The organism is Streptomyces lydicus, assembly GCF_000717345.1.
Taxonomy (GTDB): domain Bacteria; phylum Actinomycetota; class Actinomycetes; order Streptomycetales; family Streptomycetaceae; genus Streptomyces; species Streptomyces lydicus.
In genome coordinates, this window is sequence record NZ_JNZA01000040.1 from 127,757 (window position 1) to 142,739 (window position 14,983).

Consider the following 14,983-nt stretch of genomic DNA (forward strand, 5'->3'; position numbering starts at 1 on the left):
AAAAGCCTCACAACACTCTCAACCTGCCGCCCGAACGGGCGATTTGCGGCTCCCCCCGCTGACCTGCCGCCCCGCCGGTGACCTGCACAGTCACCGGCGGGGCGGCTTTTTGCGTACGAAATGCGGTCTTTGGCCGGTGTGGACCGGCGCCGTTACTGTCTGCCCTCGCAGCATCCGGTCACCGCACGCCCTCTCCGGGCGGCAGGGGCCTCCCCCAAGCTCTCGGCTGCGCTCGAACAGGGGGACCCCATCGGAAGGAGTAGGGCTCTCGTGGCGTCCCACCGCCGTACCTCGCAGCACGGTCAGGCCACCCTCGCAGGGGTCACCGTGCTGTCGGCCGCCCTGGCCACCGCGGCCGCCGCGCTGTCGGCCCCGCCGGCCTCGGCCACCCCCGCGGACCAGCCGGCCGCGAACAGGGAAGCGGCGACCGCCCGGGTCGACAGGCTCTACGAGCAGGCGGAGCGGGCCACCGAGAAGTTCAACGGCGCCGACGCCCGGGCCAAGCGGCTGCGGGGCGAGGTGGCCGCCCTCCAGGACCGCACCGCCCGCGCCCAGGAGCGGGTCAACCGGATGCGCGGCCGGCTCGGCGCGCTGGCCGCCGCCGAGTACCGGGCCGGCGGCATCGACCCCACCGTCCAGCTGATGCTCTCCGAGCGGCCGGACAGCTATCTGGAGAAGGCCGCCACCCTCGACCGGCTCGGCACCGACCGGGCCGCCCGGCTGCGCGAACTGCGCTCGGCGCAGCGTTCCCTGGAGCAGCAGCGCCGGGAGACCGCCGCCAAGCTCGCCGATCTGGAGTCCAGCCGCCGGCAGGTCGCCCGGCACAAGAAGGACGTCCAGCGCCGCCTCGCCACCGCACAGCGGCTGCTGAACGCGCTGCCACGGGGCGCCAGGGCGGCCTACGAGCGGGCCGCCAGGAGCGACGGCCGCGCCGAGGCGGTCCCCGACCTGGACGGCGCGGTGCCGGCCTCGGGGCGCGCGGCCGCCGCCGTCGCCGCGGTGCGTGCCGCGGTCGGCTCCCCGTACGCCTGGGGGAGCGCCGGCCCCGGCGCCTTCGACTGCTCCGGACTCACCCAATGGGCCTACCGCCGGGCCGGCGTCTCCCTGCCGCGTACCTCGCAGGCCCAGCGCGGTGCCGGCCGGGCGGTGCCGATCGGCCAGGTGCGCCCCGGTGACCTGGTCATCTACCGCTCGGACGCCAGCCACGTCGGCATGTACGTCGGAAACGGCCAGGTCGTGCACGCGCCCTACCCGGGGGCGCGGGTGCGCTACGACCCCATCGGGATGATGCCGGTCTCGGCGGTCACCAGGCCCTGAGGCGGCCACCCAGCGTTTTTGCCCCGGCCGGGCCGGAATTACGATCGGCCGCATGTCGGAGCAGCGGGCGGGACGGCCGTCGCGGGCCCGGGCGGCGTGCTGCGCCGCCCTGTGCGGCGTCGTGCTGCTCGCGCCCCTGACCGGCTGCGGCCCCAGGACCTCGTCGGCGGCCCGTTTCCCGGACGTGCAGCGGATGCTCGACGCCCGGGCGCGGGCCGTCCAGCACCGCGACGAGGCGGGCTTCCTCGCCGCCGTCGATCCCCGGACCGCGGCCTTCCGCGCCCGCCAGCGCGCGACCTTCGGCAATCTGGCGGGCGTCCCGCTGACCGACTGGCACTACGACCTCGACTCCATCGGCGCCTTCCCGCTCCCGGACGCCCCCGCCGGCGAACGGCTGGCCGCCAAGGTCCGGCTGCGCTACCGCCTGAAGGGCTACGACAGCGCCCCGGTCAACGCCGTCCAGTACCTCACCCTCACCCAACGCGACGGGCGCTGGCTGATCTCCTCGGACACCGACGGGGCCGGGTCCGGCCGGGTCGGCACCCGCCAGCTGTGGGACCAGGGGCCGGTCCGGCTGGTCCGCGGCCGCCACAGCCTGGTCCTCGGCGGCGCCGGGCACCCGGCCCGGCTGAAGGACCTGGCGCGCCGGGCGGACCAGGCGGTGCCCGCGGTCTCCGCCGCCTGGAAGGGCGAGTGGGCCGGGAAGGTGGTGGTGGAGGCGCCGGACTCGGTCGAGCGGATGGCGCAGCTGATGGGCAGCGACGACCCCTCCGGGTACGTGGGCATCGCGGCGGTCACCACCGGGGAGGCCGGGGTGCGCACGGCGGCGCCCGCGGACCGCGTGATCATCAACCCCGACGCGTACGAGGAGCTCAACGACCTCGGCCGCAGGGTGGTCCTCACCCACGAGACCACCCACGTCGCCACCCGTGCCGTCACCACCGCGGACACCCCGCTGTGGCTCTCCGAGGGCTTCGCCGACTGGGTCGCCTACCGCGGCACCCGCCGCAGGGCCACCGTCGCCGCCCCCGAACTGACCCGCGCGGTCCACAACGGCGACCTGCCCGACCGGCTGCCCACCGACGCCGACTTCGGGTTCCGCACCGGCGCGGACCGGCTGGCGAAGGCGTACGAGGGCAGCTGGCTGGCCTGCCGCATGATCGCCGGGAAGTGGGGCGAGGCCAAGCTGCTGGCGTTCTACCGGGCGGCGGGGCAGGGCCTGACGAAGGCGTCGGCGGCGGGCGGCGCGGCGGTGCCGATGGAGGCGGCCACCAGGGCGCCGACGCCCGCCGGCCCGGCCTCCCAGGCCACCGACGCGCTGCACCGCAAGCCGGCCCGCGCGGACCGCACGGACCGCGCGCTGCGGTCCCAACTGGGCGTCGGGCTGGCGGAGTTCACCCGGGAGTGGCGGGCGTACGTCCGCAAGGTGCTGCGCTCCCGCTGAGGGCGTGCGTGCCGCCGGCGACGGTGGTCACACGGGGTGGCGCGCGGTGCCGGTGACCGGGGCCTCGCGGGCCGGTACCGGGGCGACCCGGGGGCCGGCCTGCGCGCGCGTCGAGACCCACAGCCGGCGGCAGGCGAGCAGCGACGCGGCGACCAGCAGGCCGTTGCGCACCGCGAGCAGGGCGATCCCCGGCGGCGCGCTCGCCACGACGTCGGCGAACCGGACCGGGAACTCCAGCAGCGTCACCCCGGTGGCGAGCAGCACCAGCACCGCCGGCAGCCCCTGCCGTCCGGCGCGTACGGTCAGGCACACCGCGGCCAGGCCCACCAGCCACAGCAGGTACTGCGGGCTGATCACCCGGCTCGTGGTCGTGAAGAGCAGGGTGGCGGTGAAGGCCGCCTCGCACAGCGTCGTGCCGGTCAGCTCCCCGGCCCGCGCCCGCCACAGGACCAGCCAGCCCAGCGCGGCCCCGCTCAGCACCATCGCCGCGGTGCTCACCAACGGGACGCCCGGGCCGAGGAACTCCACCGAGCCGTAGTTCAGCAGCACCTCCCCGCTCCACCCGAAGTGGCGGGCCACATGGAAGACCAGGCCGCCGAGCGACTCGATCTCCGTGCCGCGGTCGCGCTGGAACGTCAGGAAGGCCAGCGCGCCCGGCGCCGCGGCCACGCACGCGACGGTCAGCCCGGCCGCGACGCAGGCCGCGGTGCGCCACAGGGCGCGCGCCCGGCGGCCGCGCAGCGCCGCCCCGGTCAGCAGCAGCGCCGGCCAGACCTTCAGCAGCGCACCGAACGCGATCAGCGCGCCCGCCACCCGGGGCCGCCGCACCGCTGCGAAGAGCGCCGCGACGGCCACCGCGGTGACCATCAGGTCGTAGCGGGCGTACGCGGTGGGGCCCAGCAGGGCGACCCCGACGATCCACGCCCAGGCGCCGGCGGGCCGGTTGCCGGGCCGCCGGCCGGCCCGCAGGAAGAGCGCGAGCGTCACCGCGTCCGCGGCCAGTACCAGGGCGAAGAACGCCGGGGCGTAGTCCAGGAACGGCAGCAGCCCGGGGGAGAGCACGGCCAGCGCGGCGGCCGGCGGGTACTGCCAGGTCACGTCGTTCAGCGGGTAGCTGCCGGTCTTGAGGACCTCGAACCAGCCCTGGTAGATGACCGAGACATCGGTGGTGACATCGGGCCCCGGCAGCACCAGCACCCTCAGCACGCACAACATCACCACGGTCCGGGTCACGGCCCAGGCCGCGACCGGCCCCCACACCCCGCGCCCGCCGCCGGCCATCGCCACCTCGCCGCTGCCCTTGATCATTGCTCCCTGCATCATGCCGGTACCGGCCGGTGACGACCGTAGTGCAGCACGGCGCGGCGGGGTGGCCGGACCCCGGCCCGCGACTGCCCGGTACTGTCGGCCCCGACCACCGAGACCGACCGCTCGGACCGACCGTCGAGAGACCATCGTGCACAAGACCCTGATCGTCACGAACGACTTTCCGCCCCGGCCCGGCGGCATCCAGGCATTCCTGCACAGCATGGCGCTGCGCCTGGACCCGGACCGGGTCGTGGTCTACGCCTCGACCTGGAAGCGCACCGAGGAAGGTCTCGCGGCCACCGCCGCCTTCGACGCCGAGCAGCCGTTCCGGGTGATCAGGGACCGTACGACGATGCTGCTGCCCACCCCGAGGGTGACCCGGCGGGCCACCGCGCTGCTGCGGGAGCACGGCTGCTCGTCCGTCTGGTTCGGCGCCGCGGCGCCGCTCGGCCTGATGGCGCCCGCGCTCCGGCAGGCCGGCGCCCGCCGCATCGTGGCGACCACGCACGGGCACGAGGCGGGCTGGGCGCAGCTGCCGGGCGCCCGCCGCCTGCTGCGCCGGATCGGCGAGGGCACCGACACCCTCACCTACCTCGGCGAGTACACCCGCTCCCGGATCGCCGCCGCGCTCACCCCGGCCGCCGCCGCCCGGATGGTGCAACTCCCGCCCGGCGTCGACGAGAAGACCTTCCACCCCGGCTCCGGCGGCGACGCGGTACGGGCCCGGCTCGGGCTCGCCGGCCGCCCGGTCGTGGTGTGCGTCTCGCGGCTCGTGCCGCGCAAGGGCCAGGACACCCTCATCGAGGCGATGCCCGCCGTCCGCGCGGCGGTGCCCGACGCGGCCCTGCTGATCGTCGGCGGCGGCCCGTACGAGAAGGAACTGCGCGCGCTGGCCCGGGAGAAGGGCGTGGCGGACGCCGTCCACTTCACCGGTGCGGTCCCGTGGGAGGAGCTGCCGGCCCACTTCGGCGCCGGCGACGTCTTCGCGATGCCCTGCCGCACCCGCCGCGGCGGCCTCGACGTCGAGGGCCTCGGCATCGTCTACCTGGAGGCGTCGGCCACCGGACTGCCCGTCGTGGCGGGCGACTCCGGCGGTGCGCCGGACGCCGTCCTCGACGGGGAGACCGGCTGGGTCGTCCCCGGCAACGCGCCGACCCCCACCGCCGACCGCCTGATCACCCTCCTGAAGGACCCCGCGCTGCGCCGCACCATGGGCGACCGGGGCCGCGCGTGGGTGGAGGAGAAGTGGCGCTGGGACCTGCTGGCGGAGCGCCTGAAGGAACTGCTGTAGGCCCGGCCCCCGGAGGGCCGTACCGCCAACGGGAAACCGCCGCCGCGGCAGTGCCACGACGGCGGTTCCCGCACGGTGCCGGAGGGCGCTACCCGCGGTAGATCGCCTCGATGTCCTCGGCGAAGTCCTTCGCCACGACGTTCCGCTTCAGCTTCAGCGACGGGGTGACGTGTCCCGACTCCTCCGTGAACTGGGTCGGGAGGATGCGGAACTTGCGCACCGACTCCGCCTTGGAGACGGCCGCGTTGCCGTCGTCGACCGCGCGCTGCACCGCGGCCAGCAGCTCCGGGTCGTGGGCGATCTCGGCGGGCGAGACGTCGGCGGGGTGACCGTGCTCCTCGGCCCAGCGGGGCAGGAACTCCTCGTCGAGGGTGACCAGCGCGCCGATGAAGGGGCGGCCGTCGCCGACGACCATGCACTCGGCGATCAGCGCGTGCGCCCTGATGCGGTCCTCGATCACGGCCGGTGCGACGTTCTTGCCGCCCGCGGTGACCAGGATCTCCTTCTTGCGGCCGGTGATGGCGAGGTAGCCGTCCTCGTCGAGGGTGCCGATGTCGCCGGTGTGGAACCAGCCGTCGGAGAGCGCCTCCGCGGTGGCCGAGGGGTTGTTCCAGTACTCGGTGAAGAGGTGCTCGCCGTGCAGCAGCACCTCGCCGTCGTCGGCGATCCGCACGACCGAGCCGGGCAGCGGCTGGCCGACGGTGCCGATCTTCTGGCGGTCCCAGGGGTTGAAGGCGGTGGCCGCACAGGACTCCGTCAGGCCGTAGCCCTCCAGGGCGGTGAAGCCGATGCCGCGGTAGAAGTGGCCGAGCCGGTCACCGAGCGGCGCGCCGCCGGAGATGGCGTGGGTGGCCCGGCCGCCGAGGACGGCGCGCAGCTTGCCGTAGACCAGGCGGTCGAAGACCTTGTACTTGATCTTGAGGCCGAGCGGCGGGCCGTCCGGGGTGTCCAGCGCGCGGCTGTAGGCGATCGCGGTGTCCGCCGCCTTGTCGAAGATCTTGCCCTTGCCGTCCGCCTGCGCCTTGGCCCGCGCCGAGTTGTAGACCTTCTCGAAGACCCGGGGGACGCCGAGGATCAGCGTCGGCCGGAAGGAGGCCAGGTCGTCGGTGAGGTTCTTGATGTCGGGGGCGTGGCCCAGCTTGATGGGGGCCATCACGGAGGCGACCTGCACCAGGCGGCCGAAGACGTGCGCGATGGGCAGGAACAGCAGGACGGAGGAGTCGCCCGTACGGAACAGCGGCCGCAGCCGCTCGACCACGTTGCCGCACTCGGCGAAGAAGCTGCGGTGGCTGAGCACGCAGCCCTTGGGGCGGCCGGTGGTGCCGGAGGTGTAGACGATGGTGGCCGGCGAGTCCGCGTCGGCGAGCGCGCTGCGGGCGTCGACCTCGTCGTCGCTCAGCGCCGCCCCCGCGGCCCGCAGCCGGGCGATGGCGTCGCGTTCGATCTGCCAGATGTTCGCCAGCTCGGGCAGCCGGTCGCGCACCGACTCGACCGTCGCCTCGTGGGTCGGCGTCTCCACCAGGCAGGCCACCGCACCGGAGTCGCCGAGTATCCACTGGATCTGCTCGGCCGAACTGGTCTCGTACACCGGGACGGTGATCGCGCCGGCGCTCCAGATGGCGAAGTCCAGCAGCGTCCACTCGTAGCGGGTGCGCGACATCAGGCCGACCCGGTCGCCGGGCTGGACGCCGGAGGCGATCAGGCCCTTGGCGGCGGCCCGGACCTCGGCGAGGAAGGCGGCGGCGGTGACGTCCTGCCACTCACCGTTCACCTTGCGGCCCATGACGGCAACATCCGGGTGCTGCGCGGCATTTCGGCGGATGAGATCCGTCAGATTGCCGTCCGCGGGGACCTCGTACAGGGCCGGAAGGCTGAACTCGCGCAAGACTGCTGCTCCTCGAAAGCGCCGGCGCCACGACGCTGTGTGGTGCACCGGCGGCGGTCCATGTTCATGCAGGGGGATTGGACTGCCCGGACGTTACCCATGGGTATCGCTGTTGGGATAGGGGGTTGCGGCCAGATGTTCGATGCGTCACATGCTTGAAGAAACGCCATGGGGACTGTTGCGCGCAGACTAGACCAGCCGGTCGGTGACCCGAAAGTAACCGGGGATCCGGCCACCCCTCCCGCCACCCGCCGACGCGTTTTAGGCTGCCGCCATGCGCGTGCATGTGGTGAGTGACGTACATGGAAACAGCCGGGACCTCGCGACGGCCGGGGACGGCGCCGACGCCCTGGTCTGCCTCGGTGACCTGGTCCTCTTCCTTGACTACGCCGACCACTCGCGCGGCATCTTCCCGGACCTCTTCGGCGCCGCCAACGCCGCGGCACTGGTCGAGCTGCGCACCGACCGCCGCTTCGACGAGGCCCGCGCGCTCGGCCGCCGGCTGTGGGGCGAACTGGACCGCACGGGCGCCGGCCGGGAGTCGGTCATCGAGGCGGCGGTCCGCCGGCAGTACGCCGAACTCTTCGCGGCCTTCCCGACCCCCACGTACGCCACCTACGGCAACGTCGACATCCCGCGCCTGTGGCCCGAGTACGCCGGGGACGGCATCACGGTCCTCGACGGCCAGCGGGTGGAGATCGGCGGCCGGGTGTTCGGCTTCGTCGGCGGCGGCCTGACCACGCCCATGCGCACCCCCTACGAGATCAGCGACGAGGAGTACGCCGCCAAGATCGAGGCGGTCGGCGAGGTCGACGTGTTGTGCACCCACATCCCGCCGGACGTCCCCGAGCTGTGCTACGACACCGTCGCCCGCCGCTTCGAGCGCGGCAGCGCGGCCCTGCTGCACGCCATCCGCACCACCCGGCCCCGCTACTCCCTCTTCGGCCACGTGCACCAGCCGCTCGCCCGCCGGGTCCGCCTCGGGGCCACCGAGTGCGTCAATGTCGGCCACTTCAACGCGACCGGAACCCCCTACGTCCTGGAGTGGTGAGCCCGGCCGCGTCCACCCGCCATCCCCCGCGCGGTAGCCTTCAGCAGCACAGACACCGCATAACGGGGTCTCCCCTGCTCTTGGGGGTCCCTCCGCTCGAACGAAGCTGAGAGCGGGGGAAGAGCCGAGAGCGTGGGGAAGGGTCGGCGGACCGGAACGAATCGGTATGGAGGAGTCACGGCGATGGCCGAACACACCAGCTCGAGCATCACGATCGAGGCGGCACCCGCCGAAGTGATGGGCGTGATCGCCGACTTCGACCGCTATCCGGAGTGGACCGGAGAGGTCAAGGAAGCCGAGGTGCTCGCCAAGGACGACCAGGGCCGCGCCGCACAGGTGCGCCTGCTGCTGGACGCCGGCGCCATCAAGGACGACCACACCCTCGCCTACACCTGGACCGGCGCAAACGAGGTCAGCTGGTCGCTGGTCAAGTCCCAGATGCTGCGCGCCCTCGACGGCTCCTACCGCCTCGCGTCGCTCAGCGGCGGGGCCCGCACCGAGGTCACCTACCAGCTCACCGTCGACGTCAAGATCCCGATGCTCGGCATGATCAAGCGCAAGGCCGAGAAGGTCATCATCGACCGCGCGCTGGCCGGGCTGAAGAAGCGCGTCGAGAGCGGCCACGACGCGGGCCCCGCCGACGAGGCGGAGAAGCACTGAGCGTGCGCACCGTCCTCGTCACGGGCCCGGGCGGCGCCGGCCGCACCACGCTGGCCGCCGCGACCGCACTGGCCGCCGCCCGCAAGGGCGCCCGGGCACTGCTGCTCACCACGGAGAGCAGCGCACCGGAAACGGTGCTGGGCACCTCGCTCGGCGCCGAAGCCCCCACCCCGATAGCGCCCGGCCTGCACGCCCGGCGCATCGACCCCGGCGGCCGCTTCCGCCAGGAATTCCTCGCCTTCCAGGAGCGCGCCGGCGCCGCCCTCGACCTGCTGGGCGCCGCCCCCCTCGACGAGGACGAACTCACCGAACTCCCCGGCTCCGAGGACTTCGCGCTGCTCCAGGCACTGCGCGCCGAACACGCCTCGGACGCCTGGGACACCGTCGTCGTCGACATGCCCTCGGCGGCCGAAACGATCCGGCTGCTGGCGCTGCCGAACCAGGTGCGCCGCTACCTGCGCCGGCTGCTGCCGCCCGAGCGCCAGGCCGCCCGCGCGCTGCGCCCGGTCCTCGCCCAGCTCGCCGGCGTCCCGATGCCCGCCCAGAAGCTGTACGAGGCCGCCCAACGCTGGGAGACGGAACTCAGCGCCGTCCAGCGGGTGATCGACGACCCCGGCACCTCGGTTCGCCTGGTCACCGAGGCCAGCCCGGTCGCCGCCGCCAACCTGCGCGCCATCCGCGCCGGCCTCGCCCTGCACGGCCGGCGCACCGACGGCGTGGTCGTCAACCGGCTGCTGCCCACCGGCTCCGCCGACCCCTTCCTCGCCGCGCTCTCCGGCAGCCAGCAGACCGCCCTGAAGGCCCTGCGCGAGGAGTTCCCCGACGTCCCCGTCCACGAGGTGCCGCACCTGGGGCGCGACCCCCAGGGCGTCGACGAGCTCGACGCCCTGATCGACGGCCCGGCCGGCGGGACCGGCGACACCGGGACCGGCGACACCGGGGAGACCGGCGACCGCGACCGGCACGGCGAAACCGCCGGGCGCCGCCCCGACCCCTGGACCGTCGAGGACCGGCTCGCCACCGACGGCCTCCTGGTGTGGCGGGTGCCGCTGCCGGGCGCCGAGCGCCGGGGCCTCGGCCTGGTCCGCCGGGGCGACGAGATCGTGGTGACCGTCGGCCGCTTCCGCCGCATCCGTACGCTGCCGTCCGTACTGCGCCGCTGCACCGTCTCCGGCGCCGGGCTGCGCGACGGCGTCCTGGAGATCCGCTTCAGCCCGGATCCCGACCTGTGGCCCAAGAGCGACTGAACGGGCAACCACCGTTCGGGTAACGTCGAGGGTGAGCCGCCGGTCCGGCGTGCCCGCCTCGATGCGCCTTGTCCCGACGGGCCCGCCGCACCCTTCGCCGTACCGCCTCGCCGCAGTCCACGGAGTTCATCATGAGTGATGCCACCGAGCGCCCCGCCGACCACCGGGCCGAGCCCGATGCCGACGCCTGGGAGACCGCCTGCGCCGAGGACCTCGCGGCCGAGCAGGCCCGCCGCCGTACCGAGTACGGCCCCCAGCCGGGCAGCGCCGCCGAGGAGCTGCGCAAGCTCGCCGAGGCGGTGACCGACAAGCTCGCCGGCATCCAGCTGCCCGGCGCGCTCGGCGGGATGGCCGCCCAGAACGCCGTCAACCAGCTCTTCAAGCAGGCCAAGGCCGCCGTCGAGCCGGTCATCGAGCGCAACCCCGACATCTTCGACCACCTCGCCGCGGCGGGCTCCGAGCTGCTCGCCGCCTACCGCTCCGCCGTCGAGGGCAGCGAGCGCCGCTGGACCCGGGACGACCCCGACGACCGGACCCCCCGCCAGGACCGTGACCCCCGCGAGCCCCGCGATTCCCGTGACCCCCGCGACGACGACGGCCCCACCGGCACCGAGCGCATCGATCTCGACTGACCCCGCCGCCTGAAGAGCGCGGGCGCCACCCCCCGCTCCGGTACGGTGGGTCTCGGCGGGGTTCGAGCGAAAAACTGAGGGACACATGGGACTCACCATCGGCGTCGACATCGGCGGCACGAAGATCGCGGCCGGCGTGGTCGACGAAGAGGGTTCGATCCTTGAGACGTGCAAGGTACCGACCCCGCAGGCCACCGACGCGCTGACCGAGGCCATCGCGGAGGCGGTCCGCACCGTCGGGGCGGGCCACCACGTCGAGGCGGTCGGCATCGGCGCGGCCGGCTACGTCGACGAGAAGCGGGCCACGGTCCTGTTCGCACCGAACATCGACTGGCGCCACGAACCGCTCAAGGACAAGGTCGAACAGCGCGTCGGCCTCCCCGTCGTCGTCGAGAACGACGCCAACGCCGCGGCCTGGGGCGAGTACAAGTTCGGTGCCGGCCAGGGCCACAGCGACGTCATCTGCATCACCCTGGGCACGGGCCTGGGCGGCGGCATCATCATCGGCAACAAGCTGCGCCGCGGCCGCTTCGGCGTCGCCGCGGAGTTCGGCCACATCCGGGTCGTGCCCGACGGCCTGCTGTGCGGCTGCGGCAACCAGGGCTGCTGGGAGCAGTACGCCTCCGGCCGCGCCCTGCTGCGCTACGCCCGCCAGCGTGCCTTCGCCACCCCCGAGAACGCCCAGATCCTGCTGGCGCTCGGCGACGGCACCTCCGAGGGCATCGAGGGCCGGCACGTCAGCGAGGCCGCCCGCCAGGGCGACCCGGTCGCCATCGACTCCTTCCGCGAGCTGGCCCGCTGGGCCGGCGCCGGCCTGGCCGACCTCGCCTCGCTCTTCGACCCGTCGGCCTTCATCGTCGGCGGCGGCGTCTCGGACGAGGGCGAGCTGGTCCTCGGACCGATCCGCAAGTCCTTCCGGCGCTGGCTGGTCGGCAACCAATGGCGGCCGCACGCCCAGGTGCTCGCCGCACAGCTCGGCGGCAAGGCCGGACTGGTCGGCGCCGCCGACCTGGCGCGTCAGGGCTGACCGCGGTGGTGGCTGAGCACCCCGGACTTCCGGCGTCCGGCTCGGAGGAGGACGCCTCGGTCGTCCGCGTGCTCAGCTACAACATCCGCTCGATGCGCGACGACCGGGCGGCGCTGGCCAGGGTCATCCGGGCCTGCGCCGCCGATCTCGTGCTGATCCAGGAGGCGTCGCGGTTCTTCCGCTGGCGCAAGGCCGCCGAGCGGCTGGCCCGCGCGGCGGGCCTGTACTACGTCACCGGCGGGGCCACGACCGCGGGCCCGATGATCCTCGCCACGCTCCGCGCCCATCCGGAGCGCACGAACGACATCCTGCTGCCCCGCACCCCCGGCCTGCACCAGCGCGGCTTCGCCACCGCCGTGGTCCGCGTCGGCCGGGCCCGGCTGGGCGTCCTCAGCTGCCATCTCAGCCTCGCCGACCACGAGCGCTACGAGCAGGCCGGGCTGCTGCTGGAGCACGTCGCGGCCCTGGACGTGCCGCACGCGGTCGTCGGCGGCGACCTCAACGACCGGCCGGAGGGCCGGAGCTTCCGCCGGGTGGCGGGGGCGCTGACGGACTGCTGGGCCGCCAAGCCGTGGGGTGGGGAGTTCACCTCCACCCCCCACGAGCCGCGGCAGCGGATCGACGCCCTCTTCACCACCGACGGCGTCGAGGTGCTCGGCTGCGGGGTGCCGCTCGGGCTGCCCGGTGTGCACGAGGCGGACCTGCGCGCCGCCTCCGATCACCTGCCGGTGCTGGCGGCGCTGCGGGTGCCGGCCGCGGACTGACTCACACCACCGCGCCGCCGCCCGGCCGATGGTGGTCGCCGTCCTCGTCGTCGTTCTTCATCCGGGCCACGAGCGTGGCGAAGCCGCCCAGGAAGCCGCCGATGCCCAGCACGGTGACCCACCACGTCACCGGCTGCTGGAGGATCACCATGGCCACCAGCAGCAGCGGGCCGCCGATCACCGCGAGCCAGGCGAACTTGGCGGTGACGTCGGCCTTCGGGAGCGGGGGCGGCTCGGGCGGGGTGAAGTGGCCCTCGTCGTTCTCGTCGAAGTCGTCGTCGGAGGCGTCGGCGGCGGACCAGTCGCGCGGCCCGACCCCCGGTGCGTAGACGACGAAGCTGCCGGGGGCCGGGCTTTCGCCCTTGCCCTCGCGCTTTCCGGTGGCGCCGTCCGTACGGGGCGGCTCGTCCGTGCCGTCCTTCGCCGGGAAGGACGGCTGCTCGCCGTAGCCCGCGACGATCTCGGCCCAGGCGGCCTCCTCGTCCAGCGGGTCCCGGGGGTCGCCGGGGCTACGCTCCGCCACTGGCCGCCGTCCCCTCATGGGCGGCTGCTTCCGCGGCCTCGGCCTGCGCACCCGTGCCCGCCTCCGGCGCGAGCCGCGAGATGAAGGCGAAGGTCTCCCGGAAGATCTGCTCGGCGTCGTGGTCCAGCGTCGCGACGTGGTAGCTGCGCTCCAGCAGCGTCTGCCGTACGTCCGTCGAGGAGACCCGGGCGAGGATCCGCTCGGAGTCCACCGGCCGGACGACGTGGTCCTGCGGGCTGGTCATCACCAGCAACGGCTGGGTGACGCCGGGGAGTTCGGAGTCGACCTGCTGGAAGAACCGGCGCAGCGCGTACGCCGCGTGCAGCGGCACCCGGTCGTAACCGACCTCCTGGGCGCCGGGCTTGGCGATGTCGCTGGTGATGCCCTTGGTGGTCCGCACGAGGTACCGCAGCACCGGGAGCAGCGGCGCGGCCGCGTCGTGGACCTTGTTGCCCGGGTTGACCACCGCCACCCCGCTGATCGCGTCACCGTGCTTGGCGGCCAGCCGCAGCGCCAGCGCGCCGCCCATCGACAGGCCGCAGACGAAGACCTTGCTGCAACGCTCGGTCAGCGCGCGCAGTTCGCGGTCGACCTCGGCGTACCAGTCCTGCCAGGTCGTGATCTGCAGTTCCTGCCAGCGGGTGCCGTGACCGGGCAGCAGCGGGAGGGCGACCGTCAGCCCCTGGTCGGCGAGATATTCGGCCCAGGGCCGTACGGACTGGGGGGAGCCGGTGAAGCCGTGGCACACGAGGACGCCGACCTCTCCGCCGTCACGGCGGAACGGCTCGGCTCCGGGAAGGAGCGGCACCGGGAGACTCCGATCGATGAGGGGACCTGGCGAGTTACCTCAGGGTACGCAAAGTGACGGCGAGCGGGTAGGTCCGGCGCCCGCGGGCCGGGCGAGCGGCCCGCGCGCGGGCGCGCCCGCGCCGCCGTCGCACCGGGAGGGGGCCGGTCGGGGCGAGGGTGTCACCGGGGCAGGTTAAGGTCTTTGCGTCACACACAGGAGGCAGTCGGTTGATCTACGGCGCAATGAAGTTTTCCATCGGCGGGTCGCTGAAGCTTGCCTTCAGGCCCTGGGTGGAAGGCATCGAGAACATTCCCGCCGAGGGTCCGGCGATCCTCGCGAGCAACCACCTGTCCTTCTCGGACTCCTTCTTCCTGCCCGCGGTGCTCGACCGGAAGGTCACGTTCATCGCGAAGGCCGAGTACTTCACCTCGCCCGGCGTGAAGGGCAAGCTGACCGCCGCGTTCTTCAAGGGCGTGGGCCAGCTCCCGGTCGACCGCTCGGGCGGCCGGGGCGCGGGCGAGGCCGCGATCAAGAGCGGCATCGAGGTGCTGGAGCGCGGTGAGCTGTTCGGCATCTACCCGGAGGGCACCCGCTCCCCGGACGGCCGGCTCTACCGCGGCAAGCCCGGCGGCCTGGCCCGGGTGGCGCTGGCCACCGGCGCGCCGGTCATCCCGGTGGCCATGATCGACACCGAGAAGGTGCAGCCTCCGGGCAAGATCGTGCCGAAGATGATCCGGCCGGGCATCCGCATCGGCAAGCCGCTGGACTTCACCCGTTACCAGGGCATGGAGGGCGACCGCTTCATCCTGCGGTCGGTCACCGACGAGGTCATGTACGAGATCATGAAGCTCTCCGGCCAGGAGTACGTCGACATCTACGCGACGGCCGCCAAGCGGCAGATCGCGGACGCGGCGAAGGCCGCGGAGGCGAAGAAGAAGGCCGAGGCGGAGCAGGCCAAGAAGGCCGCCGCCGAATAGGCGGCGGAGACGCACGGAGCCGAGGCCGGGCGTGGGGCACGCCCGGCGAGGGGTGGGGGCCGGCAAT

Annotated in this window: 14 protein-coding genes; 10 read left to right on the forward strand and 4 right to left on the reverse strand. The window is 73.9% G+C overall.

Annotation, left to right across the window (positions count from 1 at the left end; translation table 11 throughout):
* Positions 1-270: 270 nt before the first annotated feature.
* Both OO62_RS30380 and OO62_RS30385 read left to right on the forward strand, forming a co-directional pair.
* Positions 271-1,317, forward strand: a complete 1,047-nt coding sequence (locus tag OO62_RS30380) for a C40 family peptidase (RefSeq protein ID WP_033270851.1) — start codon at positions 271-273, stop codon at positions 1,315-1,317.
* Between the two features lie 52 nt (positions 1,318-1,369).
* Positions 1,370-2,761 carry a hypothetical protein gene (locus tag OO62_RS30385; RefSeq protein WP_033270852.1) on the forward strand — a complete coding sequence of 464 codons (1,392 nt, stop codon included), beginning with the start codon at positions 1,370-1,372 and terminating at the stop codon, positions 2,759-2,761.
* 27 nt (positions 2,762-2,788) lie between these two features.
* Here the strand turns inward: OO62_RS30385 and OO62_RS30390 are convergent, their stop codons facing one another.
* Positions 2,789-4,042, reverse strand: coding sequence for a glycosyltransferase 87 family protein (locus OO62_RS30390; RefSeq protein ID WP_033270898.1), 1,254 nt, complete (start codon positions 4,040-4,042; stop codon positions 2,789-2,791).
* Positions 4,043-4,217: 175 nt separating this feature from the next.
* Between OO62_RS30390 and OO62_RS30395 the strand changes: the two genes are divergently transcribed.
* On the forward strand, positions 4,218-5,360 hold the full coding sequence (locus tag OO62_RS30395; RefSeq protein WP_033270853.1) for a glycosyltransferase family 4 protein: 1,143 nt from the start codon (positions 4,218-4,220) through the stop codon (positions 5,358-5,360).
* Between the two features lie 88 nt (positions 5,361-5,448).
* Here OO62_RS30395 and OO62_RS30400 read toward each other — a convergent pair whose 3' ends face one another.
* Entirely contained in the window at positions 5,449-7,245 is a 1,797-nt protein-coding gene (locus tag OO62_RS30400) for an AMP-dependent synthetase/ligase (protein WP_033270854.1), read from the reverse strand.
* Positions 7,246-7,519: 274 nt separating this feature from the next.
* On the opposite strand from OO62_RS30400, the gene OO62_RS30405 reads away from it, so the two are divergent.
* The 6 genes from OO62_RS30405 to OO62_RS30430 all read left to right on the forward strand — a co-directional run bounded on the left by OO62_RS30405 (position 7,520) and on the right by OO62_RS30430 (position 12,626).
* On the forward strand, positions 7,520-8,296 hold the full coding sequence (locus OO62_RS30405) for a metallophosphoesterase family protein (RefSeq protein WP_078617433.1): 777 nt from the start codon (positions 7,520-7,522) through the stop codon (positions 8,294-8,296).
* A gap of 183 nt (positions 8,297-8,479) precedes the next feature.
* Positions 8,480-8,956 (forward strand): SRPBCC family protein, encoded by a 477-nt coding sequence (locus tag OO62_RS30410; protein ID WP_033270856.1) that lies wholly within the window; start codon positions 8,480-8,482, stop codon positions 8,954-8,956.
* Positions 8,957-8,958: 2 nt separating this feature from the next.
* Complete coding sequence (locus OO62_RS30415; protein WP_033270857.1) at positions 8,959-10,203, forward strand: ArsA family ATPase; 1,245 nt, start codon at positions 8,959-8,961, stop codon at positions 10,201-10,203.
* Positions 10,204-10,334: 131 nt separating this feature from the next.
* The gene (locus OO62_RS30420) at positions 10,335-10,835 is read left to right on the forward strand and encodes a DUF5304 domain-containing protein (protein ID WP_033270858.1); all 501 of its coding nucleotides are present in this window, start codon (positions 10,335-10,337) and stop codon (positions 10,833-10,835) included.
* An 85-nt stretch (positions 10,836-10,920) separates the two neighbouring features.
* A complete protein-coding gene (locus OO62_RS30425) occupies positions 10,921-11,862 on the forward strand; it encodes an ROK family glucokinase (RefSeq protein WP_033270859.1) in 942 nt (313 codons plus the stop codon).
* A gap of 8 nt (positions 11,863-11,870) precedes the next feature.
* Positions 11,871-12,626 (forward strand): endonuclease/exonuclease/phosphatase family protein, encoded by a 756-nt coding sequence (locus OO62_RS30430; protein ID WP_033270899.1) that lies wholly within the window; start codon positions 11,871-11,873, stop codon positions 12,624-12,626.
* Between the two features lies 1 nt (position 12,627).
* Here OO62_RS30430 and OO62_RS30435 read toward each other — a convergent pair whose 3' ends face one another.
* On the reverse strand, positions 12,628-13,149 hold the full coding sequence (locus tag OO62_RS30435) for a hypothetical protein (protein ID WP_033270860.1): 522 nt from the start codon (positions 13,147-13,149) through the stop codon (positions 12,628-12,630).
* Entirely contained in the window at positions 13,136-13,957 is an 822-nt protein-coding gene (locus OO62_RS30440; protein WP_033270861.1) for an alpha/beta hydrolase, read from the reverse strand. The genes OO62_RS30435 and OO62_RS30440 overlap by 14 nt, the downstream gene beginning before the upstream one ends.
* 224 nt (positions 13,958-14,181) lie before the next feature.
* Here OO62_RS30440 and OO62_RS30445 point away from each other — a divergent pair, with 224 nt between their 5' ends.
* Positions 14,182-14,916, forward strand: coding sequence for a lysophospholipid acyltransferase family protein (locus tag OO62_RS30445; protein WP_033270862.1), 735 nt, complete (start codon positions 14,182-14,184; stop codon positions 14,914-14,916).
* Positions 14,917-14,983 lie beyond the last annotated feature (67 nt).